Source organism: Arthrobacter sp. NPDC090010 (assembly GCF_044748305.1).
In the GTDB taxonomy this organism is placed as follows: Bacteria; Actinomycetota; Actinomycetes; order Actinomycetales; family Micrococcaceae; genus Arthrobacter_E.
The window spans coordinates 22,194-46,727 of the sequence record NZ_JBIVFT010000008.1; the positions used below are offsets into that span (position 1 = coordinate 22,194).

Consider the following 24,534-nt stretch of genomic DNA (forward strand, 5'->3'; position numbering starts at 1 on the left):
GATGCTGGCACAATCCTTCCGCCGCGTCGACACGTCCCCCTCGTCGCTGGAAGCGAGGGTGGCGGCACTAGAAGCCGCGTTTCGACACTTGCGGAGCACAGGGGAAGTCCCTGAACTGTGACCGTTACGAGGCTGTGCGGTGTATCGAAAACACCGTGCGAAGTGACTGCGGTCAACTACAAGTGAGTGGAGAATGTGCAGATGCAGCTCGTACGCAGACTCCTGATGACGTACGCGATCAGCGTGGCCATCGTCATCGTGACGTGTCTGACACTTGTGTGGTTCGCGCCGGAGGCTCTCGCTAGTGATGCGAAATTCCTCTTGGTCCTTGGGCTCGTGTACGTCGGAACCGGATTCGGATTTTGTATTCGACGGGTGTGGCGGCCATTGGTCTCGAATGCTTCGGGCGCGGTAGCGGTGGGTTTCGCCTGGTTCACGGCGGTGATGGCAGATTTTGGTTCCGAACGCTCCGCGGATACGTCCATCACGTTGATCTTTGGGTCCTTGGGTTTCGCTCTTGCCTACGTGCTCCTCTTCCGTCCCATGGCCGAAGAGGTCCGACGGGAGGAGACGGAGTCGTTGCTGCGCCGTGTGGTTCGAGAAGAGTTGATGTCGGTGACGTCGGCACACCGCGTGGTCAGGGTCGCCCAGGTCGAACCTGCTCCACCCGGAACTGTCATCGAATACGAGAGGTAGGTCCTCGAGGCGTCCTGTTCGATAACATGGCAGCGTGACCGCTGCGCCCGTTGCCCTCTGCTTCCTGCTCCGCCCACGCGCCGGGGCGTCGCCGTCGGAGGGATCGCCCGCCCGGGAGGTCCTGCTGGGCCTGAAGAAGACCGGTTTCGGAGCGGGAAAGATCGTGGGTGTCGGCGGCCACGTCGAGCCGGGGGAGAGCGATGCCCAGGCCGCCTGCCGCGAAGTCTTCGAAGAGACCGGTGTCAGCGTCCGTGAGGCGGATCTGACGGATGCCGGGATGGTCCGTTTCGTCTTTCCCGCCCGGCCCGAGTGGAACATGGACACCCGGCTCTTCCTCGCCTCCCGATGGGACGGGGAACCCCGCGAGAGCCCCGAGATCGCCCCCGAGTGGTTCGCCGTGGACGCGCTGCCCGTCGAACGCATGTGGCAGGACGCCGACCACTGGCTTCCGCTGGCCCTCAGCGGCGCCGTGCTGGACGTGGACGTGACGCTCAATACGGACAACGCGACCGTCCGCGACGTGGTGCACCGCTGAAACGACGGCGGGCCGGTCACCCAGGGTGACCGGCCCGCCGTCGTGCGTGGACGTCAGCTCAGGTGCCGTTCCTCCGGCCCGTTGTACGCGCTCAGCGGGCGGATGAGGGAATTGGCGCCCAGTTGTTCCATGACGTGCGCGGTCCAGCCGACGATCCGGCTGGCCACGAAGATGGGCGTGAAGGTCGGGGTGTCGAAACCCATCAGGTGATAGACCGGACCGGCCGGGTAGTCCAGATTGGGCTTGATGCCCTTCGCCTCGTCCATCGCCTGCTCCAGGCCGTTGTACAGACCCAGCAGCTCGGGCCGCTCATAGTGTTCGATCATGGCGTCCAGCGCGGCCTTCATGGTCGGCACCCGGGAATCACCGTGCTTGTACACGCGGTGGCCGAAACCCATGACCTTCTTCTTGGCCGCAAGCGCATCCTCCATCCAGGCCTTCGCCCGGGAGGCGGCGTCCTCGGCGGACTCCGAGGGGTCGATCCCGAGTTCCTCGAAGGTGTGCATGACGGCCTCGTTGGCACCGCCGTGCAGGGGGCCCTTGAGGGCGCCGATGGCACCGGTGACCGCCGAATGCAGATCGGCCAGGGTCGAGGTGATGACACGGGCCGTGAACGTGGAGGCGTTGAAGGAGTGCTCCGCGTACAGGATCATCGAGACGTTGAAGGCGTCGACGACGGCGGGTGCCGCCTCCTCCTCGAAACTCATCCAGAGGAAGTTGGCCGCGTAGCCCAGGTCCTCGCGCGGCGGCACTGCTTCCTGACCGTGCCGGCGGCGCTGGTCATAGGCGACGACGGCGGGCATGGCCGCCCACAGGTCGATCGCCTTGGCGAGGTTGGCCTCCGGGCTGGAGTCCTCGGCCTGTGGATGGCGGGCGCCGAGGACCGAGGCCGCGGTGCGGCACACGTCCATGGGGTGCGCCGTGGTCGGAAGAGAATCGATCACGGACTTCAGGACCGGGTCCAGAGCGCGGCCCGCGCGCTCGCGGGCGGTGAAGGACGCCAGTTCCGCTTCTCCGGGCAGCTCGCCGTGCCAGAGCAGGTAAGCGACCTCCTCGAAGCTCTTGGCGGCGGCCAGTTCCTGCACGGGATAACCGCGGTACAGCAGGGAGTTGCTCTCCGGGTTGACCTTCGAGATGGCGGTGTAATCCACCACCACGCCGGCCAGGCCCTTCTTGATCTCGAGGGTGCTCTCGGTGGGTGTGGTGCTCATGGTGACTCCTTCGTCGGATGAAGCCTTCAGGGCCGATTCTGGGACTGCTTCCTGTGAATCAGCTTCGAACGGGATGACAGAGCGGTGGCCGTCAGCGGGACGTGCCGGGCACCTGGAAATTGAAGACGCCGGTATCGAACTGGTTGTAGCCCTGGTAGTCCACCAGCTCGTAGAGACGTGCCCGGGTCAGCATGTCCGGCACGGCCGCCTGCTGCGTACCGTCCGCGCGGATCGTGTCCAGGACCCGTTCCGCCGCGCCCAGTGCGCTGCGCAGCAACGTGACAGGGTAGATGACCATGTTCACGCCCACCGAGGAGAGCTGGTCCAGGGTGAAAAGCTCACTCTGCCCGAACTCCGTCATGTTGGCAAGGATCGGGACATCCACGGCCTCCCGGATGGCGGCGAACTCGTCCAGAGTCTTCATGGCTTCCGGGAAGAGGGCGTCGGCGCCGGCGGCGACCAGGGCGCGGGCCCGGTCCTGGGCGGCAGCGAGTCCTTCGGACGCCCGGATGTCCGTGCGGGCCATGATGAGGAAGTCCGGATCCCGGCGCGCCTGGGCGGCGGCCTGGATGCGGCGCACGGCCGTGTCGGCATCGACGACCGACTTGCCGTCCAGGTGCCCACAGCGCTTGGGGTTCACCTGGTCCTCGATGTGGCAGCCGGCCAAGCCCGCATTCTCCAGTTCTTGGATGGTGCGGGCCACGTTCATCGGTTCGCCGAAACCCGTGTCCGCGTCCACCAGGGCCGGCAGCTCGGTCATCCGGGCGATCTGCCCGGCGCGGGTGGCTACCTCCGTCAGCGTGGTGAGCCCGATGTCCGGCAGCCCCAGATCATTGGCCAGGACGGCGCCGGAGATGTAGACGCCGTCGAACCCCTTCTCCTCGATGAGGCGCGCTGACAGCGGATTGAAGGCGCCCGGGAACTGCACGGTCCGCCCGGAGGCGAGCAGTTCCCGCAGCAGGCGGCGCTTCTGCTCCGGGGTCCGCTGGGAGTACAGCATCAGAAGAGTCCCTTCGGTGCGGCGGCGAGATCGACGACGCCGGGGGCGGCCTGGATGTTGAGCTGGTCCAGCTCGCCTGCGGCCAGTTCGGGAAGCCGCTGGACGGTGTCCAGGAAGCGCTCGATCTCGGCGGGTTCGACGAGCCCCTCGGCCAGGGAGCGGAACTTGCCGATGTACTGTTCGCGGGCGAAGGGCCGGGCCCCGAGCGGATGGGCGTCCGCGACGGCGATCTCGTCCTCGACCACGCCGCCGTCGTTGAGGGTGATGACCACGCGGCCGCCGAACGCCTTCTCCGAGATGTCCAGAGAGTGGTACCGGCGGGTCCACTCGGCGTCCTCCTCGGTGGTCACCTTGTGCCAGAGATCCACCGTGTCCGGGCGCGCGGCGCGCTCGGGGGCGTAGGAGTCCACATGGTGCCAGCGGCCGTCCTGCAGCGCCACGGTGAAGATGTACGGGATCGAGTGATCCAGCGTCTCGCGGCTGGCCGTGGGGGAGTACTTCTGCGGATCGCCCGCTCCGGAGCCGATCACGTAGTGGGTGTGGTGGCTGGTGTGGATCACGATGCTCGCGACGTTCGCGGGGTCCGTGACCTCGGGGTGCTCGGTGTGGAGCTTGCGGGCCAGGTCGATCCAGGCTTGCGCCTGGTACTCCGCGGAGTGCTCCTTGGTGTAGGTGTCCAGGATGGCACGCTTGGCCTCACCCGGCTCAGGCAGCGGCACCTCGTAGGAGGCGTCGGGACCGTCCAGCATCCAGGCGATCACGCCGTCCTCGCCCTCATAGATCGGAACGGGTGAGGTCTGGCCACGCATCGCACGGTCCGCCGCCTCGACGGCCATCTTGCCCGCGAACGCCGGGGCGTGGGCCTTCCACGTGGAGATCTCGCCCTTGCGGGACTGACGGGTGGCGGTGGTGGTGTGCAGCGCCTGCCCGACGGACTGGAAGACGGTCTCGGTGTCGAGTCCAAGGAGGGTGCCGATGCCGGCCGCTGCGGACGGGCCGAGGTGGGCGACGTGGTCGATCTTGTGGGCATGCAGGCAGATGGCCTTGACCAGGTCCACCTGTACCTCGTAGCCAGTGGCGATTCCGCGCAGGAGGTCCGCTCCGGAGGCCCCGACGTGCTGTGCGACGGCGAGCAGGGGAGGGATGTTGTCGCCGGGGTGGGAGTAGTCGGCGGCCAGGAAGGTGTCGTGATAGTCCAGCTCGCGGACCGCCACTCCGTTGGCCCAGGCGGCCCATTCGGGGGAGACCTTCTCCTGGATTCCGAACACCGTGGCGCCGTGGCCGCCCGCGGACGGGGCGTGGCTGAGTGCCTGGGCACGGGCGGCGACGATCGGGCCGCGGTTCAGCGAGGCGACGGCCACCGAGGCGTTGTCGATGATGCGGTTGATGACCATGTCCGTGACCTCGGGATCCACGGGCACGGCGTCGGTGGCCACCTGGGCGATCTTGTAGGCGAGCTGGTCTTCCCGGCTCAGATTCTCTTCGCTGCGGTGGACGCGGACGTTGTGGAGTTTCACCGTGACTCGCTTTCCTGTGTTGGGGTGAAGGGTGCAAGAGCCGGTGCCAGGGTGCCCTGGCCGCTCTGGCTGTGGTGGAGATGATCGAGGCTGGCGTGCAGGTGCACCGTCGTGGCCGCCGCGGCCAGCCCGGGGTTCCCGGCAGCGATGGCGGCGGCGATGGAGCGGTGTTCCCGTGCGGACCCGGCGAGCCGCTCGGGGTTGTCATGGGCGAGCCGCCGGAGCCGTTGCAGATGGGGACGGAGCTGACGCAGCGCCAGTGCCAGGTAGCCGTTGCCGCACTCCTCGTCCAGAGCGGTGTCGAGTTCTCCGACCAGGGCGTAGTAGGACTCGACGTCGGCGGGGCCCGTCAGGGAGCCTTCGCTGATGTCGAAACGTCGCTGGAGGACGGCGAAGCGCTCGCGGTCGCCGCGCTCCGCGGCCTGGGCGGCGGCACGGCTTTCCAGGGTTTCGCGGAGTTCGAAGAGCTGTTCGAGGTCGGCCACCGAGAGTTCGGCGACGACGACGCCGCGGCGTCCTTCGGTGGTCGCCAGGCCTTCGGCGATCAGCCGGGAGAGTGCCTCCCGGACGGGGGTGCGGCTCACGCCCAGGCGTGCGGCCTGGTCGAGTTCGGCCAGGACGGTACCCGGTTCCAGACGCCAGGAGATGATGTCCTGACGTAGTTGCTGGTAAGCGCGATCACTGGCTCTCACGAGTTGAGTGTATACACAAACTGGTATTTGTGGGCGATATCCCGTGAATTCTCGTGAATTTTAGAGGAAATGTATACAAAGAAGAGTGTCAGGCGATGCCGAGCAGGGTCTCCATCTTGCTCGCAAGAAGCTGATGCCCGGCCACTGAGGGGTGCTCGCCGTCGTCGGCCAGCAACTGCGCGGCCTGAGGGGCGATCCAGTCCTCCGTGATCGGGTCCACGAAGCGTGCCCCCTCCTGCTTGCTCGCGCTCTGCAACGCGTCCCGGATCGCCGTCAGAGCGGAGTCCGGGGTCTCCGAGTACGAGGGCGGCCCGACCACGATGAGCGTGGCCTTCGGAGCCTGCGCGTGAGCCTGGGCCAGGGCCGAGGCTGCGGCCCGGGCGATGTCGTCAGGATTGTCACCCAGATCGTTGTCCGAGCCGAAGAAGAGCACCTCTTTGCTCCCGTTCGTCACGGCCCGGCGGACTTCGTCGCCGAAAGTGTCACCGGCGGATCCCTGGGCGATGTATCCGGCACCGTTCTCCGCCGCGTTGTACAGCGAGCGCGGCGCGCTCTTCGCCGGCGTCGAACTGCTGAGCTTGTTCTGGATGAGGGTGGGCCAGGCATCAGCGGGCGAAGTCATCAGCCCCGTGCTGAGCGAATCCCCGATCACCACGACATCCGCGGCGGGTGCGGTGGCCTCCATGGGGACGGGCGCCATCGTCAGCCCGTCGCCCTGGGCGGCGGTGCAGGCCGTGAGGGCCGTGGCGAGGGCTGCGGTTGCAAGGAGTCCGGCCAGAAGCCTCCTGGGGCGTCCCAGGAGGAGGCGGGGGGCCTCCGAAAGTCGTTCCAGGATACGCATGTCTCCCATGGTTGCGGACGATTCTGTGGCAGGGCTGTGCCGTTTCCTACTTACCACGGTACTCGTTCTCCGGCCGGCCGGGGGTGCCGTACCGGGGACTGCTCGTGAGGACTCCGGCGCTGACGAGATGTTCCAGGTACCGCCGGGCGGTCACCCGCGAGAGATTGGCGAGTTCGGCCAGCTCGGTCGCGGACAGCGGCGATGCGGAGCCCGTGACCAGCTCACGCACGGCGGCGAGTGTGGCGCTGGAGATCCCCTTGGGCAGGGGCAGTTCGACCCGGGCACGCAGAGTGGCGAAGGCCTGATCCACGGCATCCTGATCCACCGGTGGCGCGTGTTCGGCTCCCGTCTCACCTGCTGTTCCGAGGCGCTCGCGGAAGGCCCGGTAGTTCTGCAGCTTCTCGGCGAACGTCGCATAGGTGAACGGCTTGATGAGGTACTGGACGACGCCGCTGGCGATGGCGCCCTGGACCACCGCCAATTCCCGTACGGCGGTGATGGCGATGATGTCGGTCAGGAGTCCCGCTCCGCGCATCCGTCGGGCGACGTCCAGGCCGTGGAGGTCGGGCAGATTCATGTCGAGCAGCATCAGATCCACAGTCTCACCCCGCTCCTGAGCCTGCACGAGCGCCTTGAGAGCCTCTTGCCCGCCGGCCACGCTGCCGGCGAGTTCGAAGCCGTCCAGCCGTTCCAGGTAGGCGGCATGGGCCTCCCGGGCGATCGGCTCGTCCTCCACGACGAGCACGCGGATGGGGGTCATGATTCTCCTTGCTGGGCTGTGTCCGCGGCGCTGTTCTGGGGCAGGGTCACGGTGAAGCGGGCGCCGTGCAGCATCGCCTCGGAGTCCGCGGTGGCCGGCGACGGCGCCCGGCCGGGGTCCGCATCCAGTGTGCCACCCAGCCGTCGCACGGTCTGCCGGACCAGTGCGAGTCCGACGCCGCGCCCGTGCCGGCTGGGCTTCGTCGAGTAGCCGAATTCGAAGGCCCTCTCGAGGGTGCCGGGTGCGAATCCGCTGCCGCTGTCCTGAACGGTGAGGACGACGTCGTCGCCGTCTGCGCGGACCCCGAGCCTGACGTTCCGTGGCGCGGGTGCCGCCGCTGCGGCGTCGATCGCGTTGTCCAGCAGATTGCCCAGCACCGTCACGAGATCCTGCACCGGAAGGTCCAAGGCGGTGGGCAGTGAGGACGTCTCGAGGTCGAGCTGCACCCCACGTTCGTGGGCCTCCGCCGATTTGCCCATCACGAGAGCCGTCAGCACCGGTTCGTCCACCGCGCCGAGGAGGTCGTCGGCCAGGCGCTGGCCCAGTTCCAGGTCACGGGTGGCCAGTTCCAAGGCCTCCGGGGTCCGGCCGAGCTCCATGAGGGAGACCATGAGGTGCAGGCGGTTGGCGTGTTCGTGGGTCTGGGCCCGGAGTGCGTCGGACAGGGTCCTGGTGGTGGCCAGCTCGGAGCCGAGGGATTCGATCTCCGTGCGGTCCCTCAGCGTGGCGACCGTGCCCAGCCGGCGTGCCTTGCCCCGGGACCCGGCATCCTGCTCCACCGCGTCTTGCTGGTTGACCACCAGCACGCGCGGTCCGGCCAGATGGATCTCATCCCGGGCCTGCCGGCCCGAGGCGAACAGCTCCCGGAGACTGGATTCCAACGGCAGCGAGTCGATGGCGGGGAAGGAGCGGGGCCACGGCCCGGACGGTGCGCCGTCGTCGCCCGGATCGTGGGTGGCGGTGTCCAGTCCGAGCAGCTCGGCCGCCTGGTCGTTGTAGATCACGGCCCGGCCCCGGGTGTCCACCAGGACCACGCCCTCGCGGACCGAATGCAGCACGGATTCGTAATAGGCGAAAAGCTGAGCCAGCTGTTCCGGGCCCCAGCCATGGGTGACCCGGCGGAGGTAGCGGCCCAGAAGCCATGAGACCAAAGCCCCACCCGCGACCAGGCTTGCGGCGAGCAGCACGATGGCGAGGAGCCTCACCCCGATGCCGGCGTCCACGTTCTGCACGGTCACCCCGGCGGACACGAGCGCCCGGACCGTCCCATGCCCGTCTTTGACGGGAACGATGGTCCGGACCGAAGGGCCGAGCGTTCCCGTGTACGTCTCGGTGAAATCCTGTCCTTCCAGAGCGGGCTGCACGGTGCCCAGATACGGCTTGCCGATCTCCGAGGGGTTCGCGTGAGTCCAGCGGGTGCGGTCCGGGGCCATGATCGTCAGGAAGTCCACGTGGCCCCGGTTCATGACCTGCACCGCGTACGGCTGCAGGGTTGCTGAAGGACTCGCGCTGAGCGCAGCCTGCAGCACCAGGGGGCTGGCCGCGACGGCGGACGCGACGCTCTGGGTGCGCTGCCCGGCGTCGTCATAGCTGCGCGTGCGGATGTCGATGGCGGCGAAGGCACTGGCCGCAACGGAGGCCGTGAGCACGAGCAGCAGGTTCGTCACGAATAGGCGGCGTGCGATGCTCCAACGGGACATCAGTCGTTTCAGCGTTCCACTCTCCTTCGTGCGATTCAGACCCGCGACCAATATGACCGCAAGGGTGACCTGCGTCACGCCCCAGGCCACCATGGTCGCATGAGGCGCCGCCATCCCGGTTGCGCCAGGACTCCCAAGGAGCATCGGCATGACCCAGCGGAACCCGGCGCCAACGGCGGCGCGCGGCAAACGCCTTGAATCATCCCACTACCTCTACATCGCCGTCATCGCCGCGGTGGTGCTCGGAGCGGTGGTGGGCATTCTCTTCCCGGAGGTGGGCAAGTCCCTCAAGCCTCTGGGTGACGGCTTCATCAAGCTCATCAAGATGATGATCGCCCCTGTCATCTTCTGCACCATCGTGCTGGGCATCGGATCCATCGCGAAGGCAGCCACAGTGGGCAAGGTCGGCGGTCTCGCCCTGGGCTACTTCCTCATCATGTCCACCTTCGCCCTGGCCATCGGCCTCGTGGTGGGCAACCTCATCCATCCGGGCGAGGGTCTCAAGCTCACGCCGTACGACCCGAACAAGAAGGCGGCGACGGACAGCACCGTCGACTTCCTGCTGGGCATCATCCCGGGGGACATCCCGGTCCTGCCGACTCTCCTGGTGGCCATTCTGGTCGGCTTCGCCGTGCAGCGCATGGGGAGCCAGGGTGCTCCCATCCTCAAGGCCATCGGGCATGCCCAGAAGCTCGTCTTCCGGATCCTGGTCATGATCATGTGGATCGCCCCGCTGGGTGCCTTCGGCGCGATCGCCTCCGTGGTGGGCGCCACCGGTCCCAAGGCCATCCTGAGCATGCTGACGCTGATGATCGCCTTCTACCTGACGTGCATCCTGTTCATCGTCCTGGTGCTCGGAACGCTGCTGCGTGTCGTCGCCGGTGTGAATGTTTTCAGCCTCATGCGCTATCTGGCCCGTGAGTACCTGCTCATCTTCTCGACCTCCTCCTCGGAAGCGGCGCTGCCGCGGCTCATCGCCAAGATGGAGCACCTGGGCGTCTCCAAGCCCGTGGTCGGCGTGACCGTTCCCACCGGGTACTCCTTCAACCTGGACGGCACGGCCATCTACCTGACCATGGCTTCGCTCTTCGTGGCCAATGCGATGGGGACTCCGCTGGGCCTGGGGGAGCAGATCTCCCTGCTGATCTTCATGATCATCGCCTCCAAGGGTGCAGCCGGTGTCACCGGTGCGGGACTCGCGACCCTCGCCGCGGGTCTTCAGGCCCACCGCCCGGAGCTGCTCGGCGGCGTCGGCGTGATCGTCGGGATCGACCGGTTCATGTCTGAGGCGCGTGCTCTGACCAACTTCACCGGCAACGCCGTGGCGACAGTGCTCATCGGCACCTGGGTGAAGGAGATCGACAACGAGAAGGTGCGGAGCGTCCTTGCAGGTGAACTGCCCTTTGATGAGCGCACCATGCTCGCCGACGGGCACGGCGCGGAGCCCGCTCAGGACGAGGCCGGCGTGTCCGGAGGGGAGCCCGCCCGGGTCTAACCTTGACCCTCTACTTGAAGGTCAAGGCTCACCGGGGCGACTTTGTCAAGATCCCCGACCCAGCGTGTCGTAACCGTTATGGTGGTGCTCAGGCAAGTGATTTCAAGCGACGCAGGAAGAAGTGGATCGTCACGTGAACCGCGAACAGGGAACGACCACGCTGGGTACCACCGAAGAGGACGTCAAACTCGGTCCCACGGGCAGGCCATTGCGTGAGTTCCCCACCCCGGAACCGCTCCAGTCGCACGGTCCCGCCCGGATCATCGCCATGGTGAACCAGAAGGGCGGGGTGGGCAAGACCACCTCGACCATCAACCTGGCCGCGGCGCTCGCCGAATTCGGGCGCCGCGTCCTGTTGGTGGACTTCGACCCGCAGGGCGCGCTCTCCGCCGGTTTCGGCACCAACCCGCACGAGCTGGACGTCACCGTCTACAACGTGCTCATGGACCGCAAGGTCGACGTCCGGGACGCCATCCAGCCCACCGGCGTCGAAGGCGTGGACCTGCTGCCGGCCAACATCGACCTCTCGGCGGCCGAAGTCCAGCTCGTCAATGAGGTGGCCCGTGAGCAGGTGCTCGCCAGCGCTCTGCGGAAGGTCGAGGACGATTACGACGTCGTCCTCATCGACTGCCAGCCGTCCCTGGGTCTGCTGACCGTCAATGCGCTCACCGCGGCGCATGGCGTCATCATCCCGCTCATCTGTGAGTTCTTCGCCCTGCGCGCCGTGGCGCTCCTGGTGGAGACCATTGAAAAGGTCCAGGACCGGCTCAACCCGCGCCTGACCGTGGACGGCGTGCTGGCCACCATGTACGACGCGCGGACACTGCACAGCCGGGAGGTCATCAACCGGCTGGTGGAGGCGTTCGGCGACAAGGTCTTCGAGACCGTCATCAAGCGCACCATCAAATTCGCCGACGCCACCGTGGCCGCCGAGCCGATCACCCAGTACGCCAGCAATCACCCCGGGGCCGAGGCCTACCGGCAGCTGGCCAAGGAACTCATCGAGCGCGGCGGTGCCCCGTAAGCACGGCCATGACGGCTGAACAGACACACGACGACGGCGGAGACGTCGCCGTCGTCGTGCGTTCCGGGGTGGAAGCGGCTGAAGGTGCCGCCGCCGAGGAGGTCAAGGGCTTCCAGGTCCGGCTGGACAACTTCAGCGGCCCTTTCGATCTTCTGCTGAGCCTGATCTCCAAGCGCGAGATGGATGTCACCGAGGTCGCGCTGGCGACCGTGACGGATGAGTTCATCGCCTACATCCGCGCCTTGCAGGAACAAGGCGAGGAGTGGGCGCTGGATGAGGCCAGCGAGTTCCTGGTCATCGCCGCCACACTCCTGGACATCAAAGCGGCACGGCTCCTGCCCGCCGGTGAACTTGATCCCGAGGAGGATCTGGCCGTCCTGGAGGCGCGCGACCTGCTCTTCGCCCGTCTGCTCCAGTACAAGGCGTTCAAGGAAGTGGCCGCCCAGCTCGGGGACGAGTTGACTCAGGAGGCGCGGCGCTTCCCGCGGCTGGTCTCCCTGGAACCGCATTTCGCCGCGCTGCTGCCGGAACTGGTCTGGAAGCACGGACCGGACGATTTCGCGCAGCTTGCGGCGAAGGTGCTGGCACCTCGCGACGAGACCCCGCCCGAGGTGCAGGTGGATCATCTGCACAGTGCGCCGGTGAGCGTTCGGGAGCAGGCGGAACTGATCGCGTTGAGACTCCAGGCCGAACATCAGCTGAGTTTCCGTTCCCTCGTGGCGGACGCCCTGAACGCCCAGGTGGTGATCGCGCGGTTCCTGGCACTTCTGGAACTGTTCCGGGACCGGGCCGTCACCTTCGACCAGCTTGAGGCGCTCGGGGAGCTGACAGTTCGGTGGACGGGGCACGGTGGCGTGGATTCCGTGGCATCGGATTTCGATGGGCCGGAGCGTGAGGACGGCGACGAGCCGGGCGTCGATGGCGGCCCGGCACTGACCGGCGAGACGCCGGATGAGGAAGGGGACGGCAGTGGACGTTGAGGAAGGCCTGCTTTCCGCGCTGGAGGCGGTGCTCATGGTGGTGGATGAGCCGGTGTCCGCGGTCCAGCTGGCGTCTGCTCTGGAGGTGCCGGAGCCCGAGGTCGAAGCCGGTCTGGCCGCCCTGCGGGAGGAATACGACGGCGGCAGCGCCGGACGGGCGCGGGGATTCGAGCTGAGGAATCTCGCCGGCGGCTGGCGGATCTATTCGCGGCCGGTGCATGCCGAAGTGGTGCAGCGCTTCGTGATGGACGGGCAGACCGCCCGGCTGACACAGGCGGCGCTGGAGACCCTGGCTGTGGTGGCATACCGGCAGCCGGTGTCGAGGGCCCGGGTATCGGCGATCCGCGGCGTGAACGTGGATTCGGTGATGAAAACGCTGGTGCAGCGCGGCCTGGTGGAGGAATCCGGGACCGATCCCGAGTCCGGGTCCATCCAGTACCGGACCACGGCGTACTTCCTGGAGCGTCTCGGTGTGAAGGACCTCTCCGAACTGCCGGCCATCTCCCCATACCTCCCGGGCCTGGACGAATCCACGGCCATCTACCCGGGACGCTAGGACGAGGCTTCGTCGCGGTGCTCCTGGGCTCGCGCCGGGCTCCTGCCTTCTCCTGCCTTCTGCGTCCTCCTGCCCTCTCCGCTGAGTTCGTGGGTTCCTTCCGGCCTTTCCTGCCGAGTTCGTGGGTTCCTTCGGGCCTTTCCTGCCGAGTTCGTGGGTTCCGGCTGAATTCGTGGATTAAGTCCACGAATTCAGCCGGAACCCACGAACTCAGCAGGACCAGTCTCCACAGGGGCGGCCGGCGAGTTGTACCCATGGGGGAACAGGACCCTGCCGTGACCGCGGCTTCAGCGTTTTCATCGGTCTATGAACCGTGCGAAACAGCCAGTACTCACCTCCTCGACTGCTCATGCGCTCCTGAAACGACTTGCTCCGGGGACGACGGTCTGGACGTCCTCTGAGCTGTCATCTCTGGGGATCGGGGCGCAGGCGCGCAGACAATTGATTGATTCGGGTGGCCTGCTCAGAATCCAGAGAGGTGCCTTCGCCCTGAGGGACCACGCTGCGGCGCTGCGTGGTGTCGAACGGGCGCGGCTCCGTCTCGAAGCGCACCAGAAGGTCTATGCACGACGGCGGAACCGGGCGTTCGTCTACAGCCACGTGTCTGCGGCCCGCCTCCACGGCTGTCAGATGTGGCACGCCGACGAGTTTGTCCACGTCACCTTCGCATCGCGCCCGAACCGATACCGATCGGATTCGCGCACCGTGGCCCATTACATCCCTCTGAAGGATGCGGAACTGACGAACCACGGCCAGTTTTCGATGACCTCTCTCGAACGAACCGTCGTCGACTGTTGCCGCGTTCTGGATCTGGAAGGGAGCCTCGTGGTGATGGATCAGGCGCTCCGCAGGGGAGCCGATCATCGGCTCCTTGCCGGCTATGCGGAGAAAATGAGAGGCCATCGCGGTGTGGTCAATCTGAGGCAGGCATTGGAACTCGGCGACGCGAAGAGTGAATCGATGGGCGAGACCCGCACGCGCTTTCTTCTCTGGGAGATGAACATTTCCATGCCGGTCTCGCAGTTCGCTGTCACCACAGACAGGGGAATCCGCCGTCTGGACTTCGCGTGGCCGGAGCTCAAGGTCGCACTGGAGTTCGACGGGCGGATCAAGTACTTCGGGGATGTCCCCACCGATGAGGCGATCGCCGACGAACGCATCCGGGAACGTCGCCTCATGGAGATGGGCTGGATCTTCGTCAGGATCGACTGGAAGGACCTGGACGACCCGCTCGGCGTGAAACACCGGATCCACGCCGCGTGGGCGAAGGCCCGTCTGAGGCCTGAGGCCTGAGGCCTGAGGGGCGCCGGGCCGAGGTGTGAGGTCCCTGCCCGTGAGCGGCCGCGCCCCGTAGGCCGGGCAGACCGCAGTCAGCGGACCCCGCCGAGTTCGTGGGGTTTGGGGGGGGGGGGGGGGGGGAAAAACACAAAGAGAACCCAAACACCCCCCACGCCGGGGGGGGGGGTTTGCGGGTGTTGGGGGGCCACACCCCCCCCCCCCCCCCCAAACCCCCCCACCTCGGCAGGGTGGGGCACGGCAGGGTGGGGCACGGGAGGGAGGGGCACGGGAGGGAGGGGCCAGACCTGGCACGGTACGGGCGGTACCCGGCCCGGGCAGGGCGCGAAACAGCGCTCGTGGAGGCCGGACTGTAAGCAAGGTCTCCCTCGGCGGGGCGAGGCCATCCGGTAGACTGGTACCGGGCTTCGGCCCTTCTTTTGGCATGCCGTCAGGCGGCCGGCGCTCGCTCGGCGGGACAGGAACCCCTCAGGGGCGGCCTCCCGGTCCGGGGGTTCGGGGCGCGAAACCGGAAACACCACAATTTAAGGCACAGGTCATGACACAGTCGGGACGACAGGGTTCACACCGGGGCGATAATGCCCGTAATCAGGGCGGCAGCCGCCGCCAGGCCTCTTCGGGCTTCAGTAAGTACGGCCGCGACGCCCAGCAGGGCGGGCGCAGCGACAACGACGGCGGACGCCGCGACGGCGGGTTCGGCCAGGGCGGGTCCTCCCGCGGCGGCTCGAGCCAGAGCCGCACACAGGGTGCAGGCCGCACACAAGGCGCCGGCCGTTCACAGGGCCAGGGCCGCAGCCAGGGCGCAGGACGCAGCGAGCGCGGCGGATACGAGCGGAACGACCGCGGATACGAGCGCAGCGACCGCTTCGGCCGCCCCGACCGCAGCCAGGGCGCAGGCCGTTCCTCGGACCGCGATGGCCGGGGCCGCAATGGCTCGGATCGCTTCGGCTCCGACCGCGACGCCTTCACCAAGGACGGCGCCCGCAAGCCCAACCGCCCCAACTCCAGCAAGCCGGGCTTCACCAAGGCCGGCAAGCCAAAGGCCGGAACCGGCCGCGGCGGAGCAGGCACCGTCGGGGGCACCCGCAAGCCCGGCAGCAACCGCCAAGGCACGGCCCGGCCCACCGCCGGCCCCAGTGCACCGTTCGGCAATGAGCGTTTCGGCGAGTACAAGGGCCCGGTCAATCGCGCTCAGACTCCGCGTCGCGCACCGCGCCGCAACACCCCGGACCACGACCTTCACAGCACTGAAGGCGTGCGCCTGCAGAAGCTCATGGCTCAGGCCGGGGTTGCCAGTCGCCGCATCTGTGAAGAGATGATCGAAGAGGGGCGCGTCGAGGTCGACGGCCAGATCGTCACCGAGCTCGGCCTGCGCGTCGACCCGGAGACCGTCGCCATCCACGTCGACGGGATCCGTCTGCAGCTCAACGACTCGCTCGTCTACTACGCGTTCAACAAGCCCAAGGGCGTCGTCTCCACGATGACGGATCCGGAAGGCCGCCGCTGCATCAGCGACTACATCAAGCCGAGCCTGCTGCGCGGCGAGCGTCTGTTCCACGTCGGACGTCTGGACGCCGAGACCGAGGGTCTTCTGCTCCTGACCAACGACGGTGAACTCGCCAACCGCCTCACCCACCCGTCCTACGAGGTGCCCAAGACCTACCTGGTCCAGGTGCGCGGCCCGTTCCCGCACGGCATCAGCAAGCAGATGCTGGCCGGCATCGAGCTGGAGGACGGTGTCACCGCCGTCGATTCCTTCCGCCTGGTCGACTCGACCCCCGGCAAGGTCCTGATCGAGGTCGTGCTGCACTCGGGCAAGAACCGCATCGTGCGCCGTCTCTTCGACGCCGTCGGCTTCCCGGTGCTGCGCCTGGTGCGCCTGAAGGTCGGCCCCATCGGCCTGGGCGACCAGAAGCAGGGCAGCATCCGCCGCCTCGGCAAGCAGGAACTCGGCCACCTGATGGCCGCGGTGGGGCTGTAAGCATGTCCGCCTTCGGCATGCACGGGCCTGGTCAGCTGACCGGTCCCGTCGTGATCATCGGCACCGGTCTGCTCGGTGCCAGCATCGGCCTGGGGCTGCGCGGCCGGAACGTGGAGGTCTTCCTCTCCGACCCGTCGCCCACCAACCAGGCCGTGGCCGTGGACATCGGCGCCGGCCTGCCGCTCGCTGAGCTGACGGCCAAAGGGTACGACGACGGCGCGGTGCGCCTCGTCGTCGTCGCCTCGCCTCCCGATGTGACCGCCGTCGTCGTGGCTGAGGCGCTGCGCCGCTACCCGCATGCCGTGGTGACCGACATTGCGAGTGTGAAGTCGGGGATCCTGGCGTCCGTGACCGAGCAGGCCTCGGCTGAGGAGCTGTCCCGCTACATCGGCACGCACCCCATGGCGGGCCGGGAGAAGTCCGGGCCTGTGGCGGCACGCGGTGAGCTATTCACCTCCATGCCGTGGGTGCTGTGCGCCGGTCCGGAGACCTCTCCGGAGGCCCGGGAGATGGCACGGACCCTGGCCTTGGATCTGGCGGCCACGGTGTACGAGTTCACGCCGGAGGAGCACGACGAGGCCGTGGCGCTGGTGTCGCACCTGCCGCAGGTCATGTCGTCGCTGCTGGCCAGCCGCTTGCAGGAGGTGGGGGAGCATTCCCTGTCCCTGGCGGGCAACGGTCTGCGGGACACCACGCGCATCGCGGCGAGTGACCCGAAGCTCTGGGTGCAGATCCTGGGTGCCAACGCGGGTCCCATGGTGGAGATCCTGCACGGGGTCCGCGAGGATCTGAACCGGCTGATCAACACCCTGGAAGCGCCGGAGGCACCGGGTGCCCGTCTGGACCTGGCTCAGCTGATGAGCGAGGGCAACGCCGGGCAGGCCCGTATCCCGGGCAAGCACGGCGGCCAGGCCCGCAGCTATTCGTGGCTGACGGTGCTCGTGGATGACCGGCCGGGACAGATCGCGCAGCTGCTCACCGAGATCGGTGAGATCGGCGTGAACCTGGAGGACATGCGTCTGGACCACTCGTCCGGGCAGAACGTGGGCATGGTGGAGATCTCGGTGCTGCCGAGCAAGCACGACGCCCTGGTGGAAGAACTGAGCAAGCGCGGCTGGAAGGTGTTGCAATGAGTGACGGGACCACGACGACGGAAGCCGCCCAGGCGACGACGCTCCGCCCCGGGCGGTCCCTGGTGGTGGCCGTGGACGGCCCCAGCGGTTCCGGCAAGTCCAGTGTCAGCAAGGCCGCGGCGCGTGCCCTGCGTCTGGCGTACCTGGACACCGGCGCGATGTACCGGGCGCTGACCTGGTACTGCCTGGACCGAGGCATCGACCTGACGGACGCTTCGGCGGTGGAGAACGCTGCGGAGGCGCTGCCTTTGGAGCAGAGCACCAGCCCCGATGAGGAGTTCGTGCGGGTGGACGGCGTCGACGTCACGGCCGCCATCCGTGATCCGCGCATCTCGGAGAACGTTTCGGCGGTGGCGACCACGCTCGGCGCCCGTACCGAGCTGATCCGCCGCCAGCGCGAGCAGATCGAGTCGCACCGCGGCCGCATGGTCGTGGAGGGCCGGGACATCACCACCGTGGTGGCGCCCCGGGCCGAGGTCCGGCTCCTGCTCACCGCCAGTGAGGAGGCGCGTCTGCGCCGCCGCGGCGTGCAGCTGGGCGGGACGCAGAGCAAGGAGCAGCTGGCTCAGCAGGTCCTGGAGCGAGATGCCAAGGACTCCACCGTGGTGAACTTCACCCGGGCGGCCGACGGCGTCGTGACCCTGGATTCGAGCGATCTGGACTTCCGTCAGACGGTGGACGCCGTGCTGGACATCGTGCACCGGGTGCTGGAGCACGAGGCTCTGGACGGCGGCGCACAGGATGGTGGCGTGGTGCAGGATCGTGGTGTCTGAACAGCTGCGCCTCCCGCATCCGGCCACGATGTGGTGGGCGCGGCCGGTGGGCTGGTTCCTGGATCACGTCGCGTACCGGACCCGGGTGTCCGGCACGGCGAACGTCCCGCGGGATGTGCCGGTGCTGTTCGCCGGGAATCATCTGAGCTATCTGGACGGGCCGGTGATGTTCGGGGCGAGTCCCGTCCCGATGCACATCCTGGTGAAGCAGGAGATGTTCTCCGGCTTCCTCGGCGGGGTGCTGCGAGCCTCGGGGCAGATCCCGGTGGACCGCACGCACGGCAGGACGGCGCTGGACACGGCGAAGGCCCTGCTGGATGCGGGCCGTAACGTCGGGATCCTGCCGGAAGGCACCCGCGGGAGTGGGACGGCGTCGAGTCTGAACAACGGGGTGGCCTGGCTGGCACTGCACACGGACGCCGTCGTCGTTCCCGTGGGCATCACCGGAACCAGACGTGCCGGTGAGCATGTGAACCATGTGCCGAAGCCTCGCCGCGAGTTCGCGGTGAGCTTCGGGAAACCGCTGCGGGCAGTGCGCCGGGCGGGTGAAAGCGGCCGTGCTTCAATGGACAGGACGGCCGAGGAGATCAGGCAGGCGCTGGTGGCGGAAGTCGCCGGGGTCGTGCGTAGAAGTGGACTTGAGCTGCCGGACGGCAGCGTGGATGCGGCCGTAACCGGGCCGGTGAACTGAGGGAGAACATGAGCGAGAAGATGAACGGACAGGACGAGGAGTACATCCCCTCCGGTCCGGACACCGTGGACGAGACGTTCGCCGCCATGGACGAGTCTGAGCAGGAGGCGCGCGCCGCGAGCCTGCGCGCCGGACTGGACGAATATGAGCTGGATGAGGACGACGCCGCGCTGCTGGGCGAGTACCACGGTGAGGAGTTCGAGCAGGTGGAGCGGAAGCCCGCTCCCGTGCTTGCGATCATCGGCCGCCCGAACGTGGGCAAGTCCACGCTGGTCAACCGCATCCTGGGTCGCCGCGAGGCCGTGGTGGAGGACGTTCCGGGTGTGACCCGTGACCGTGTCATGTACCCGGCGGAGTGGAACGGCAAGCGTTTCACCTTGGTGGACACCGGTGGCTGGGAGCACGATGCCAAGGGCATCCACGCCTCCGTGGCCGCGCAGGCCGAGGTGGCCGTGGAATTCTCCGATGCCGTGCTGTTCGTGGTGGACACCACCGTGGGCGCGACCGCGACGGATGAGCTGGTCATGAAGATGCTCCGCAAGGCCAAGAAGCCGGTGATCCTGGTGGCCAACAAGGTGGACGACTTCGTGCAGGAGGCCGAGGCGGCTTCCCTGTGGGGTCTGGGCTTCGGTGAGCCGTACCCGGTGTCGGCAGTGCACGGCCGCGGCGTCGCGGATCTGCTGGACAAGGCCATGACCGTGCTGCCCGAGTTTTCCGCGGTGGACGGGGTGGAACGCTCCGGCGGTCCGCGCCGCATCGCGCTGATCGGGCGTCCGAACGTGGGCAAGTCGTCCCTGCTGAACAAGCTGGCCGGCGCCGAGCGCGTGGTGGTCAACGAGCTGGCCGGGACCACTCGTGACCCGGTGGATGAGTTCATCGAGCTGGGCGGGGAGACCTGGAAGTTCATCGATACTGCGGGTATCCGGCGTCGCCAGCACATGGCGCACGGTTCCGAGTACTACGCCTCGCTGCGCACGCAGGCGGCGCTGGAGCGGTCCGAGGTGGCCGTGATTCTGCTCGCTGTGGACGAGACGCTGTCGGAGCAGGATGTGCGGATCATCCAGCTGGCCATCGAGTCCGGCCGCGCCATGGTGCTGGCGTTCAACAAGTGGGACCTGCTGGATGAGGACCGCCGCCGTTACCTGGAGCGTGAGATCGAGCAGGATCTGGCGCATGTGGAGTGGGCGCCGCGCGTCAACATCTCCGCCCGGACCGGCTGGCACAAGGACAAGCTGGTGCCGGCGCTGGATCTGGCGCTGGAGAACTGGGACCGCCGTATCCCGACCGGCAAGCTGAATGCGTTCCTGGGCGAGCTCGTGGCCGCGCACCCGCACCCCGTGCGTGGTGGCAAGCAGCCGCGCATCCTGTTCGCGACCCAGGCGAGCAGCCGCCCGCCGCGGTTCGTGCTGTTCACCACCGGGTTCCTGGATCCCGGGTACCGCCGCTTCATCACGCGTCGCCTGCGTGAGACGTTCGACTTCCGCGGGACGCCGATCGACGTGTCGATGCGCGTGCGTGAGCGTCGCGGGCGGGGGAAGTAGCCCTTTTCTCTGACGTACGACGGCGCGGGTCCCTTTCGGGGCCCGCGCCGTTTTGTCGTGGTGGGGGAGTTGGGGGCGGCTGGGCTTGGGGTCGGGGTCGTTTCGGTGCCCTGATTTCGTTTCGGTGCGGATATTGCCGCGCCGGAAGGAATTCTGGGCATCGAAATGCGCGGTCCGGGTTCAGCAGCCGGCGCCAGAGGGGTTCTCGAGACAGTTGTCGGCGTACCAGTCGACCTTGGTGCGCCAGACGGAGATCCTGATGCCGGGGCTGGTGACGGTGGCTTCGCCCGGGATCGGCATGGTGGGGCCGCCGTTGATGCTGTAGCTGCCGTGGAAGCGGGTGGTGACGACGGCGGTGTAGTCGCCGGTGCGTTGGTAAGCGTGTGAGGTGCGGGTCTCCGTGCCCCATTGGGCTTTCGGGAGCGAGGAGCCTTCGAGGCTGGTGGGACCGAGTGTGGTTCCGTCGCCGTAGTCGTAGGTGGAGGAGACCGGGTAGACGGTGAGGGCGATCCGCTGGCCGAGCAGGGTGAGCGTGAAGTTCTGTGTGGCCGGGTGGGCGTAGAAGTTGGTGTTGAAGCCGATCAGGGTGTGCGGCTGCGGTTCGACGCCGAACCGGGCTGGGGTGAGTTTGCGTGACTGGAATTCCCTGGCGACGAGGCCCGGGATGTTCAGGAGCGCGCGGGCTTCTTGCGGGTTGTAGACGCAGGTGGGGGAGCCGTCATTGGCCCATTGGGACCATTCAGGGTCCGACAGTCCGATCGGTGCGTAACGGTACTGGGCGAGGTACCCGGCTTCGTCGTGGTCGGCGTCCGCGGGGCATTGCTGCGCGTTGCGGTTGGAGCTGAGGCACTTCGAGTCCTGTGTGCCCGCCTTGTCGATCTGGCAGGGGAGGGCGAGAAGCCACTGGTACTTAGGGGCTTCGGGGGAGGTGTGGACGGAGTTCAAGTCAATGGTTGTCTCATCGAATCCGTCGGCGCTACCCACTTCCGCTGCATTTCCGCGAAGGCTCGCGCTTGTGTCGCTGTCTTGCCCTTCGGCAACCGCTGACGTCGGTATTGCGAATGCCAGGAAGAGCGCCGCGATCGGCATGAGTGAGGTCCGAATGCGCTTCACCTCGCGGTCCAAAGCTTAGCGTCTCTAATTCTCCAGCTACCCCCGGCAAACTCAAGGCTTATGCCGAGCGCCAACGTATCGATACCCTGACTCTCCGAAATCGATCCGTTCGCTCTGTGAGTCTTGAAGCTGGCCTGATTGAACTGGGCGACTAGTCCGACTCGCTCGTTCGCGAGTCGAGCTCGAATTTCAGAGGGGCCTGCGGTAATTTTCCCGCCTTCAATCCATCCCCCGTCGTCCCATTTTTCTTCCAAAGCATGCAGCAGCGATTGACATAGCTGGCAGCCACTTGTCCCAAGAGGGGCGGCATATCTCGTGTCGCCAGTCTCATAGGCATAGGAAAGGGCAGTGGTCCAGTACCCCACGAACGCCTTCGCACCCTCGGGCGTCTTCTTCTTCGCGGCTTCAGGCAGCACCGGAATGGGGACGTTCTGGGCCTTGCTCGTCGCGGTGGCGGGCTTGTAGCCGGCGGATGGTGTCGGACGGGGGCTTGGCGTGGCGGACGTGGAGGCAGTAGCCGTCACCGCAGGGGATGGGCTCGGAGTCGTGGTTCCCGCATCGCAAGCCGCCATGCCAAGCCCTAGCACCACGGCGAACACACACGAGGACACGGCACGCTTCACGAAGAACCCCGATCAAGTGGAGAGATGGACAAGCACAACTCTACGTCAAATGACCAACAAATGACAGAAGTTATCCACAGGCTACGAGAGGTAGACGGAGGCAATGGCTTTAACGCAAGGAGGGGCGAGGCGCATCAACGCCTCGCCCCTCCTTCCCGGATCTACGCCTCCGCGACGGCTCCCTGATTCCGGAAGTGACCTGTGGCGATCAGTATCACGCCCAGAACTGCCCACCCGGCGAGCACGAGCCAGTGGAACACCATGCTCGCGTCGGGGAAGTAGGACAGGTCGCGCAACAGCGTCCCGGATGCGCCCGGAACGAACCACTGGCCGACGTCGCCCCACGGTGCGGGCAGGAATTCCTTGGGCTGCGTCAGGGAGGACAGCGGATTGCCGATGAACATCGTGATGACTGCACCCACGGCGATGCCCGCCCGGCCGATCAGCGAGGACAGTCCGGCGATGATCGCCGCCGTCGCGGTCAATCCCAGCCCCACAGCTGCGGCGTTGACCCAGTACTCGCCCTGCAGGACGTGGAACCAGCCCTGCAGAATGCCGACCAGTCCCAGTCCGCCGATCACGCCGTACCCCAGCACTGCGGCGAGACGCCGCCACGCACCGGAGACGAGCAGCGAGATGAGCACGCCGCCCACCATGCCGCCCATGGCGAGCGGCAGGCCTGCGACCGCGAGTCCGGTGCCCCGCGCGTCGTCGGCGGAGAGCGGTACGACATCCGTCACCTTCACCGTGGGAACAGCAGTGGGTTTCTGCGGGGTGCTAGTTGCCTGGCTGCCCGCCGTTGTCGGGGGAGTGATTTTGCCCTGCGCCGCAGCGGCGAGGCTTGACTGCATCTTCTCGACGGCGGAGGTGAGTCCGGCGATGGCCTGCTGGTCGATCTGCTGCTGGATGCCGGTGCCGAGCTGCGTCAGCGCGGCGCTCGCGACGGGGCTGGCCGCGCTCGCGACCAGGATCTCCGGCGCGGCAGGTGTACCGCCGGACGGCAGGACGACGGCACCGTAGACGTCGCGGTTCTTGATCTGACTGACGGCGTCGTCGCGACTGGCGACCGTGCGGATGTCGAGCATGCCCTCCGGCGCCTTGGCGGTGAGCTGCTGGACCTGTTCGGCGCTGCCGACGACGGCGATCGGCAGGTGCTGCGGCTTGGCCGTGACGCTGGGCCAGGCGAAGGCGAGGAGGATCAGGCAGACGGCGACGGCGGCGAGGACCGCGGTGCGCAGAGCGTGCGCCCAGGGGGTGTGGGGCGCGCTCGTGGCCGACGAGGTTTCCCGGTGATTCGGGGGTGTGGTGGTCATGGGACTTCCTTCAACAAAAAAGAATATTCGTTCTCTATTGTCCACCTGAGCGCTAGACTGTCAAGAACGATCATTCGTTTTCGGTGAACCGATGGAGGAGTGGGCATGCCGAAGGTCAGCGACGAGCATCGCGAGAAGCAGCGGCAGCGGATCCTGGACGCCGCGCTGACGTGTGTGGCTCGCAAGGGGTTCGCCTCGACGTCGATGGCGGACATCATCGCGGAGGCGGGGCTGTCCGCCGGGGCCGTGTATGTGTATTACCGCGGCAAGGAGCAGCTGACGGTGGACATGGGGCGGCGGGTGCTGAGCGAGAAGGTCGCTGTGCTGGACCGTTTCCTGGCGCAGGATGATGTGCCGTCGCCGGCGACCGTGGTGCCCGCGTTCCTTGACCATATGCCGGACGATGCCTTCTTCCCCGGTGTCGCCGTGCAGGTGTGGGGGGAGGCGATTCACTCGCAGGCGCTCGCCGAGACGGCGGAGAAGCTGATCGGCGAGGTCACCTCGCATTTCTCGGAGTATTTCGCGGCCTGGTTCCGGCAGTCCAGGGGGCTGGGGGAGCAGGAAGCGCTGGCCGAGGGGCGGCGCGTGGCGCCCGCCGTGCTGGGGATGGTGCAGGGGTACATGGTGCAGAGCGTGTTCCTCGACGACGCTGGTCGGAAGCGGTATCGGGAGGCTGTGGCGGCGCTGGTTGAGGGGCTGTGAGGGGTGCTGGTAATGCGCGGCGCGAGGGGTCGCAGGGGCGGAGAGGATTTCGCATCTGACCCGGTTTTCGTATAGGGTAGAACCCGTTGCTTGAACGGCCGCGAACAGCGATAACGGTCAGGCAAGGCGGGCTGTAGCGCAGCTTGGTAGCGCACCTGACTGGGGGTCAGGGGGTCGCAGGTTCAAATCCTGTCAGCCCGACCGCTTTGAATGCCAGGCGATCATTTTCATACGATCGCCTGGCATTCTGGTTTCATACGTGCGAGGTCAAGACTGTACCTGATTCAAAAAAGGGTGCCTAAACCGGCGGCAGATCGCTTCTAACAAGAAGCTCAATGACGGTCCAAATTCTGTTCTTTAG

The 24,534-nt window shown here is 67.1% G+C and carries 23 protein-coding genes and 1 tRNA gene; 14 read left to right on the forward strand and 10 right to left on the reverse strand.

Going from position 1 to position 24,534, the window contains the following annotated elements; translation table 11 throughout:
* Nucleotides 1-201: 201 nt before the first annotated feature.
* Both ACIPXZ_RS12530 and ACIPXZ_RS12535 read left to right on the forward strand, forming a co-directional pair.
* Nucleotides 202-696: a hypothetical protein gene (locus tag ACIPXZ_RS12530; RefSeq protein WP_400594648.1), complete on the forward strand. Its 495-nt coding sequence runs from the start codon at nt 202-204 to the stop codon at nt 694-696.
* 34 nt (nt 697-730) lie between these two features.
* Nucleotides 731-1,231 carry an 8-oxo-dGTP diphosphatase gene (locus ACIPXZ_RS12535; RefSeq protein WP_400594650.1) on the forward strand — a complete coding sequence of 167 codons (501 nt, stop codon included), beginning with the start codon at nt 731-733 and terminating at the stop codon, nt 1,229-1,231.
* A gap of 53 nt (nt 1,232-1,284) precedes the next feature.
* Here ACIPXZ_RS12535 and ACIPXZ_RS12540 read toward each other — a convergent pair whose 3' ends face one another.
* The 7 genes from ACIPXZ_RS12540 to ACIPXZ_RS12570 form a co-directional block, all read right to left on the reverse strand.
* Nucleotides 1,285-2,442, reverse strand: coding sequence for a bifunctional 2-methylcitrate synthase/citrate synthase (locus ACIPXZ_RS12540; RefSeq protein WP_400594652.1), 1,158 nt, complete (start codon nt 2,440-2,442; stop codon nt 1,285-1,287).
* A gap of 91 nt (nt 2,443-2,533) precedes the next feature.
* Complete coding sequence (gene prpB, locus ACIPXZ_RS12545; protein ID WP_400594654.1) at nt 2,534-3,442, reverse strand: methylisocitrate lyase; 909 nt, start codon at nt 3,440-3,442, stop codon at nt 2,534-2,536.
* Nucleotides 3,442-4,959 (reverse strand): MmgE/PrpD family protein, encoded by a 1,518-nt coding sequence (locus tag ACIPXZ_RS12550; protein ID WP_400594656.1) that lies wholly within the window; start codon nt 4,957-4,959, stop codon nt 3,442-3,444. The genes prpB and ACIPXZ_RS12550 overlap by 1 nt, the downstream gene beginning before the upstream one ends.
* Complete coding sequence (locus ACIPXZ_RS12555; RefSeq protein WP_400594658.1) at nt 4,956-5,651, reverse strand: GntR family transcriptional regulator; 696 nt, start codon at nt 5,649-5,651, stop codon at nt 4,956-4,958. The genes ACIPXZ_RS12550 and ACIPXZ_RS12555 overlap by 4 nt, the downstream gene beginning before the upstream one ends.
* Before the next feature lie 88 nt (nt 5,652-5,739).
* Nucleotides 5,740-6,501 carry an SGNH/GDSL hydrolase family protein gene (locus ACIPXZ_RS12560; RefSeq protein ID WP_400594660.1) on the reverse strand — a complete coding sequence of 254 codons (762 nt, stop codon included), beginning with the start codon at nt 6,499-6,501 and terminating at the stop codon, nt 5,740-5,742.
* A gap of 37 nt (nt 6,502-6,538) precedes the next feature.
* The gene (locus tag ACIPXZ_RS12565) at nt 6,539-7,252 is read right to left on the reverse strand and encodes a response regulator (protein ID WP_400594663.1); all 714 of its coding nucleotides are present in this window, start codon (nt 7,250-7,252) and stop codon (nt 6,539-6,541) included.
* Nucleotides 7,249-8,955, reverse strand: coding sequence for an ATP-binding protein (locus ACIPXZ_RS12570; protein WP_400595043.1), 1,707 nt, complete (start codon nt 8,953-8,955; stop codon nt 7,249-7,251). Before ACIPXZ_RS12570 ends, ACIPXZ_RS12565 begins: the two co-directional genes overlap by 4 nt.
* Nucleotides 8,956-9,100: 145 nt before the next feature.
* Between ACIPXZ_RS12570 and ACIPXZ_RS12575 the strand changes: the two genes are divergently transcribed.
* From ACIPXZ_RS12575 to der, 10 genes are all read left to right on the forward strand, one after another.
* The gene (locus tag ACIPXZ_RS12575) at nt 9,101-10,447 is read left to right on the forward strand and encodes a cation:dicarboxylate symporter family transporter (protein WP_400594666.1); all 1,347 of its coding nucleotides are present in this window, start codon (nt 9,101-9,103) and stop codon (nt 10,445-10,447) included.
* Between the two features lie 133 nt (nt 10,448-10,580).
* Entirely contained in the window at nt 10,581-11,471 is an 891-nt protein-coding gene (locus ACIPXZ_RS12580; RefSeq protein ID WP_400594668.1) for a ParA family protein, read from the forward strand.
* Nucleotides 11,472-11,479: 8 nt separating this feature from the next.
* Complete coding sequence (locus tag ACIPXZ_RS12585) at nt 11,480-12,451, forward strand: segregation and condensation protein A (RefSeq protein ID WP_400594671.1); 972 nt, start codon at nt 11,480-11,482, stop codon at nt 12,449-12,451.
* Nucleotides 12,441-13,007 carry an SMC-Scp complex subunit ScpB gene (gene scpB, locus ACIPXZ_RS12590; protein ID WP_400594674.1) on the forward strand — a complete coding sequence of 189 codons (567 nt, stop codon included), beginning with the start codon at nt 12,441-12,443 and terminating at the stop codon, nt 13,005-13,007. The genes ACIPXZ_RS12585 and scpB overlap by 11 nt, the downstream gene beginning before the upstream one ends.
* 306 nt (nt 13,008-13,313) lie before the next feature.
* Nucleotides 13,314-14,300 carry a hypothetical protein gene (locus tag ACIPXZ_RS12595; protein WP_400594677.1) on the forward strand — a complete coding sequence of 329 codons (987 nt, stop codon included), beginning with the start codon at nt 13,314-13,316 and terminating at the stop codon, nt 14,298-14,300.
* Nucleotides 14,301-14,841: 541 nt separating this feature from the next.
* Nucleotides 14,842-16,284, forward strand: a complete 1,443-nt coding sequence (locus ACIPXZ_RS12600; RefSeq protein ID WP_400594680.1) for a pseudouridine synthase — start codon at nt 14,842-14,844, stop codon at nt 16,282-16,284.
* Between the two features lie 2 nt (nt 16,285-16,286).
* Nucleotides 16,287-17,417, forward strand: a complete 1,131-nt coding sequence (locus tag ACIPXZ_RS12605) for a prephenate dehydrogenase (protein WP_400594683.1) — start codon at nt 16,287-16,289, stop codon at nt 17,415-17,417.
* On the forward strand, nt 17,414-18,190 hold the full coding sequence (gene cmk / locus ACIPXZ_RS12610) for a (d)CMP kinase (protein WP_400594686.1): 777 nt from the start codon (nt 17,414-17,416) through the stop codon (nt 18,188-18,190). The genes ACIPXZ_RS12605 and cmk overlap by 4 nt, the downstream gene beginning before the upstream one ends.
* Nucleotides 18,191-18,218: 28 nt before the next feature.
* On the forward strand, nt 18,219-18,881 hold the full coding sequence (locus ACIPXZ_RS12615; protein ID WP_400595045.1) for a lysophospholipid acyltransferase family protein: 663 nt from the start codon (nt 18,219-18,221) through the stop codon (nt 18,879-18,881).
* An 8-nt stretch (nt 18,882-18,889) separates the two neighbouring features.
* Nucleotides 18,890-20,422 (forward strand): ribosome biogenesis GTPase Der, encoded by a 1,533-nt coding sequence (gene der / locus ACIPXZ_RS12620; RefSeq protein WP_400594689.1) that lies wholly within the window; start codon nt 18,890-18,892, stop codon nt 20,420-20,422.
* Between the two features lie 180 nt (nt 20,423-20,602).
* On the opposite strand, the gene ACIPXZ_RS12625 is transcribed toward der, so the two are convergent.
* The 3 genes from ACIPXZ_RS12625 to ACIPXZ_RS12635 all read right to left on the reverse strand — a co-directional run bounded on the left by ACIPXZ_RS12625 (nt 20,603) and on the right by ACIPXZ_RS12635 (nt 23,471).
* Entirely contained in the window at nt 20,603-21,367 is a 765-nt protein-coding gene (locus ACIPXZ_RS12625) for a hypothetical protein (protein ID WP_400594691.1), read from the reverse strand.
* A gap of 164 nt (nt 21,368-21,531) precedes the next feature.
* Nucleotides 21,532-22,107: a DUF6318 family protein gene (locus ACIPXZ_RS12630; protein ID WP_400595047.1), complete on the reverse strand. Its 576-nt coding sequence runs from the start codon at nt 22,105-22,107 to the stop codon at nt 21,532-21,534.
* Between the two features lie 212 nt (nt 22,108-22,319).
* Complete coding sequence (locus ACIPXZ_RS12635) at nt 22,320-23,471, reverse strand: ABC transporter permease (RefSeq protein ID WP_400594693.1); 1,152 nt, start codon at nt 23,469-23,471, stop codon at nt 22,320-22,322.
* A gap of 105 nt (nt 23,472-23,576) precedes the next feature.
* Between ACIPXZ_RS12635 and ACIPXZ_RS12640 the strand changes: the two genes are divergently transcribed.
* Together ACIPXZ_RS12640 and ACIPXZ_RS12645 are read left to right on the forward strand one after the other, a co-directional pair.
* On the forward strand, nt 23,577-24,173 hold the full coding sequence (locus tag ACIPXZ_RS12640) for a TetR/AcrR family transcriptional regulator (protein ID WP_400594696.1): 597 nt from the start codon (nt 23,577-23,579) through the stop codon (nt 24,171-24,173).
* A gap of 127 nt (nt 24,174-24,300) precedes the next feature.
* Nucleotides 24,301-24,374 (forward strand) — tRNA-Pro (locus ACIPXZ_RS12645).
* The last annotated feature ends 160 nt before the right edge of the window (nt 24,375-24,534 follow it).

Bases quoted from the DNA above. Each gene is read 5' to 3' on its own strand.
- ACIPXZ_RS12585 (WP_400594671.1), top strand. From the start codon at position 11,480: ATGACGGCTGAACAGACACACGACGACGGCGGAGACGTCGCCGTCGTC.
- prpB (WP_400594654.1), bottom strand. From the start codon at position 3,442: ATGCTGTACTCCCAGCGGACCCCGGAGCAGAAGCGCCGCCTGCTGCGG.
- ACIPXZ_RS12560 (WP_400594660.1), bottom strand. From the start codon at position 6,501: ATGGGAGACATGCGTATCCTGGAACGACTTTCGGAGGCCCCCCGCCTC.
- ACIPXZ_RS12530 (WP_400594648.1), top strand. From the start codon at position 202: ATGCAGCTCGTACGCAGACTCCTGATGACGTACGCGATCAGCGTGGCC.
- ACIPXZ_RS12540 (WP_400594652.1), bottom strand. From the start codon at position 2,442: ATGAGCACCACACCCACCGAGAGCACCCTCGAGATCAAGAAGGGCCTG.
- cmk (WP_400594686.1), top strand. From the start codon at position 17,414: ATGAGTGACGGGACCACGACGACGGAAGCCGCCCAGGCGACGACGCTC.
- ACIPXZ_RS12565 (WP_400594663.1), bottom strand. From the start codon at position 7,252: ATGACCCCCATCCGCGTGCTCGTCGTGGAGGACGAGCCGATCGCCCGG.
- ACIPXZ_RS12600 (WP_400594680.1), top strand. From the start codon at position 14,842: ATGACACAGTCGGGACGACAGGGTTCACACCGGGGCGATAATGCCCGT.
- ACIPXZ_RS12630 (WP_400595047.1), bottom strand. From the start codon at position 22,107: ATGGCGGCTTGCGATGCGGGAACCACGACTCCGAGCCCATCCCCTGCG.
- ACIPXZ_RS12640 (WP_400594696.1), top strand. From the start codon at position 23,577: ATGCCGAAGGTCAGCGACGAGCATCGCGAGAAGCAGCGGCAGCGGATC.
- ACIPXZ_RS12615 (WP_400595045.1), top strand. From the start codon at position 18,219: ATGTGGTGGGCGCGGCCGGTGGGCTGGTTCCTGGATCACGTCGCGTAC.
- ACIPXZ_RS12635 (WP_400594693.1), bottom strand. From the start codon at position 23,471: ATGACCACCACACCCCCGAATCACCGGGAAACCTCGTCGGCCACGAGC.
- ACIPXZ_RS12595 (WP_400594677.1), top strand. From the start codon at position 13,314: ATGAACCGTGCGAAACAGCCAGTACTCACCTCCTCGACTGCTCATGCG.
- ACIPXZ_RS12605 (WP_400594683.1), top strand. From the start codon at position 16,287: ATGTCCGCCTTCGGCATGCACGGGCCTGGTCAGCTGACCGGTCCCGTC.
- der (WP_400594689.1), top strand. From the start codon at position 18,890: ATGAGCGAGAAGATGAACGGACAGGACGAGGAGTACATCCCCTCCGGT.
- ACIPXZ_RS12575 (WP_400594666.1), top strand. From the start codon at position 9,101: ATGACCCAGCGGAACCCGGCGCCAACGGCGGCGCGCGGCAAACGCCTT.